We start from the raw sequence: 2,988 nt of genomic DNA, 5'->3' as shown, positions 1-2,988 counted from the left end.
ACCGAGCCGTCGCCGCTAAGACGAGGCACGGTCAGCACAAGATTCTCCGGGTCCACATGCATACCGCGAACCACCATCGGGACCGCTCCCACCGTCGCGGTCGTTACGAGCAACGCCACCAGTACAAGCGGTCGCTGCGCAATGCCAAACGGCCCGTGCGTCTCCTCACGACTGAACCACAGCGCGGCAACACACAGCACCATCAGTCCCAGCGCAAGCAACTGAAGCGCCAGCCAGACCGGGCCGACCATCGTCTCGAGGGTCGTGCGTCCCCAGAGGACGTAGAGGATCGAAGCGAACACCGCCGCCATCGCGACGCCGCCCGCCGCCGCCGTCATGGTCTGCGAAAGCCAGGTCGATGCCATCACCGCACAACAGAAGACCAGGAACGAAAGAACGACCCACAACATCCACTGTTCGCCGAACTCGAAGGCCATCTGACGACCGACACTGACAATCGGCCCGCCGTGAACGATCCACGTCGTCACCCACCAACAGAGTGCGACCAGCAACCAGGCGGACAATGCCACCGCGACCTTCGTCGCATAGATCCGGAAACGCGACATCGGTCGAGAAAGCAGGTAACCGATCGTTCGTTCCGATCGTTCGCCAGCGATGACCGTCGCGCCACAGGCGGCCGCAAAGATCGGCAAGACTGCAAACAGACTGGTCGAGAGCAACAGCACGGCCATCGAGTCGCCGGCGCGGTCCTGCAGGAACGCCGCCGACCAGGCGGATAACGCCAACGGTGCGATCAGACACAACACGACGTTGGCGATCAACAGACCCCGGAGCGTCCGCCATTCCTTCCAGACAAGTGCGCCGGTCATTCCGCCGATCATGATTCACCTCTCGGGAACAGAACGTTCAGCTCGCCGGTCACGAGGTCCCGCACACGCAACTCCCGGACCTCTCCATCCCAGGTCGTTTCGAGGAGTCTTCCATCGGCCGTCCAGCCCGATGGCCAACCCTTATCGGATTTAATCTCTTTCTGTGAGCCGTCCTCACGGACCACGATCCACGACTGATTCTGTCGCGCCACGACCAACCGCTTGCCGTCCGGCGAAAGCATCAGCGAACCGATCGGACCGCCGACCGTTCCCCAACTCTGCGTCGATCCGTCGTCCAACCGGCGGAGAAGCAACGTCTGCTGGCCCTCGCGTTCGTCGGAGAGACAGACGTGGTAGGCCATCGTCGTCTTCGCCTCGTCGAGCGCGAAGTGCCCCCCACACGGGGCGTCGAACAGTTGCTCCGTCGCTCCGTCGTCCGAATCGACAAGCAGGAATCGGTACTTTTTGGCGTCGGCGTCCAGGTCCTCCGCTACCAGGAGCGGGATGGCGTTTCCGACCAGCCCCCCGGGTCCGGTGTTCGAGCCGATCCAGCGACCCGAGAGCAGTTCCGCGCTCCCGGCGTTGTGGAGGACCGTCATCTCGCCGCTCCGGACATCGATCCGAACCAGACAGCGACCGGTCTCCTCGGTCGACGATCCCGGGAGTTTCCGAAGCGTCGTGATCAGCAAGACGGCGGAAGAGTCGGACGTCCAGCCAACGGGATAGCCCCAGCGAAAGCCGTGTCGACTCAGGTCATGGTCAAGCCTCTCGCCGCTGTCACGCTCGATCAGACTGACGGAGAAGGCAGCGACGTTCCCCAGGAGAATCCACTGACCGTCGGGAGAGAGGCTTCCACCGTACGCGCCATTCAGGTTCAGACCCGGCGTACCGGGAAGCCAACGTCGCTCCTTGCCATCAATCGTGACCTCACCGATCCGCAGCTTCTGCGTCCAGAAACCGTAGCGGTTAAGGGCGTTGGCGAACAGGACGTGTCGGCCATCGGCAGTGATGTGGGGCGACATCGACCAGCGCGGCGTCAACGAAGTAGGCTCTTCGCCGTTGACCGGAAACGACCAGACCTGAGGCGATCGGCCGGCGGCGTTGGTCATCTCGAGCAGTACGGACTCCCCTGACGGGGTGACGTGCATGCCATACATGACCGCGCTATCGATGTCGAAACGAACCGCCCGCCAACCGCCGATCAGAGCAACCGTCACCGGGAGGATCAAGAGAACGGCGGCGATTCCCAGTGCGCGCCGTTTAGCAACGGCCCCCCGCAAGAGTTCGCCGGAACTGAACAGGTAGCCGGCGCCCACCGCGAAGATCGCGCTGAAGGCAATCACCTGCCAGCCGAGGATCCCGGGATCCATCGCCATCGACGGGTCGAGACGCATGAGATAGAAACCGACCAGAGTCATCAAAGCCAACGCTGCCACGATGGCAGCCGCTGCCACGGTCATGGTGCGACGCATGACGTTGGAAAAATACATTGCGCAGGCGAATATCAGCAGAGACGCTGCGACCGCAAGAACCAGGACTCCCACGTTGTCGACATCCTGCGTCGCTTTGTGAAACCAGCGGGTGGTGCCACTCCCAGTAAGCGACGCCACGACAAGCATGGCGGCCAGCGAGCCACCGACAATCACGACCCACGAGAACAACGCCGTAACCGTCTTGCCGCCGATGATCTTCCAGCGCGCGATGGGCCGAGAGAGTAGGTAGCCCAGGCTACCCGTCGCGTGTTCGTTGGCGACGGTGCCGGCTCCACACGCGGCGGCGAACAGCGGCCACAGGAACAGCACGAAGAACAATCCCAGTAACTGATTGTGATCGTCCCCGCTGAGCGGGTTCGAACGAGACGCGCTCCACGCAAAGGTCCCAAGCGGCGCAAGCACCACAAGAATGAGCCCCGCCGCAACGACGCCTCGCTGCTCGCGCCACTCCTTCCAGAGTAGAGCCCTAATCATCCCGGGCACCCTTGACGACCTCCATGAAGATCTCCTCCAGGGAGAGATGCATCACCTCCACCGAACGTGCCCCGTGCTCCCGAAGCCGAGCCTCGATCGCCGGATCGAAGTCCGCGACTGTCAGCATCGCCGAGTGCGAGTTACGATCGACCCGCAGCGGGTTCTCGATGGGGAAGGTCGTCGGGACGTCG

General features: G+C 63.0%; 3 protein-coding genes. All 3 read right to left on the bottom strand.

All coding sequences use genetic code 11. The annotated features are described in order from the left end of the window. Positions 1 to 842, bottom strand: an 842-nt coding sequence (locus tag OES25_17635; GenBank protein ID MDH3629459.1) for an ABC transporter permease subunit, incomplete at its 3' end; no start/stop codon positions are given. Continuing rightward, positions 839 to 2,797 (bottom strand): ABC transporter permease, encoded by a 1,959-nt coding sequence (locus OES25_17630; protein ID MDH3629458.1) that lies wholly within the window; start codon positions 2,795 to 2,797, stop codon positions 839 to 841. The genes OES25_17635 and OES25_17630, both read right to left, overlap by 4 nt. Next, positions 2,790 to 2,988, bottom strand: a 199-nt coding sequence (locus tag OES25_17625; GenBank protein ID MDH3629457.1) for a hypothetical protein, incomplete at its 5' end; no start/stop codon positions are given. The genes OES25_17630 and OES25_17625, both read right to left, overlap by 8 nt.

The sequence above is a fragment of the Acidobacteriota bacterium genome, assembly GCA_029861955.1.
GTDB lineage: Bacteria > Acidobacteriota > Polarisedimenticolia > Polarisedimenticolales > Polarisedimenticolaceae > JAOTYK01.
This window is presented reverse-complemented; position numbering and strand designations above follow the sequence as displayed.

Excerpts from the sequence above, each read along its gene's own strand:
- OES25_17630 (MDH3629458.1), bottom strand. The coding sequence starts at position 2,797 with ATGATTAGGGCTCTACTCTGGAAGGAGTGGCGCGAGCAGCGAGGCGTC.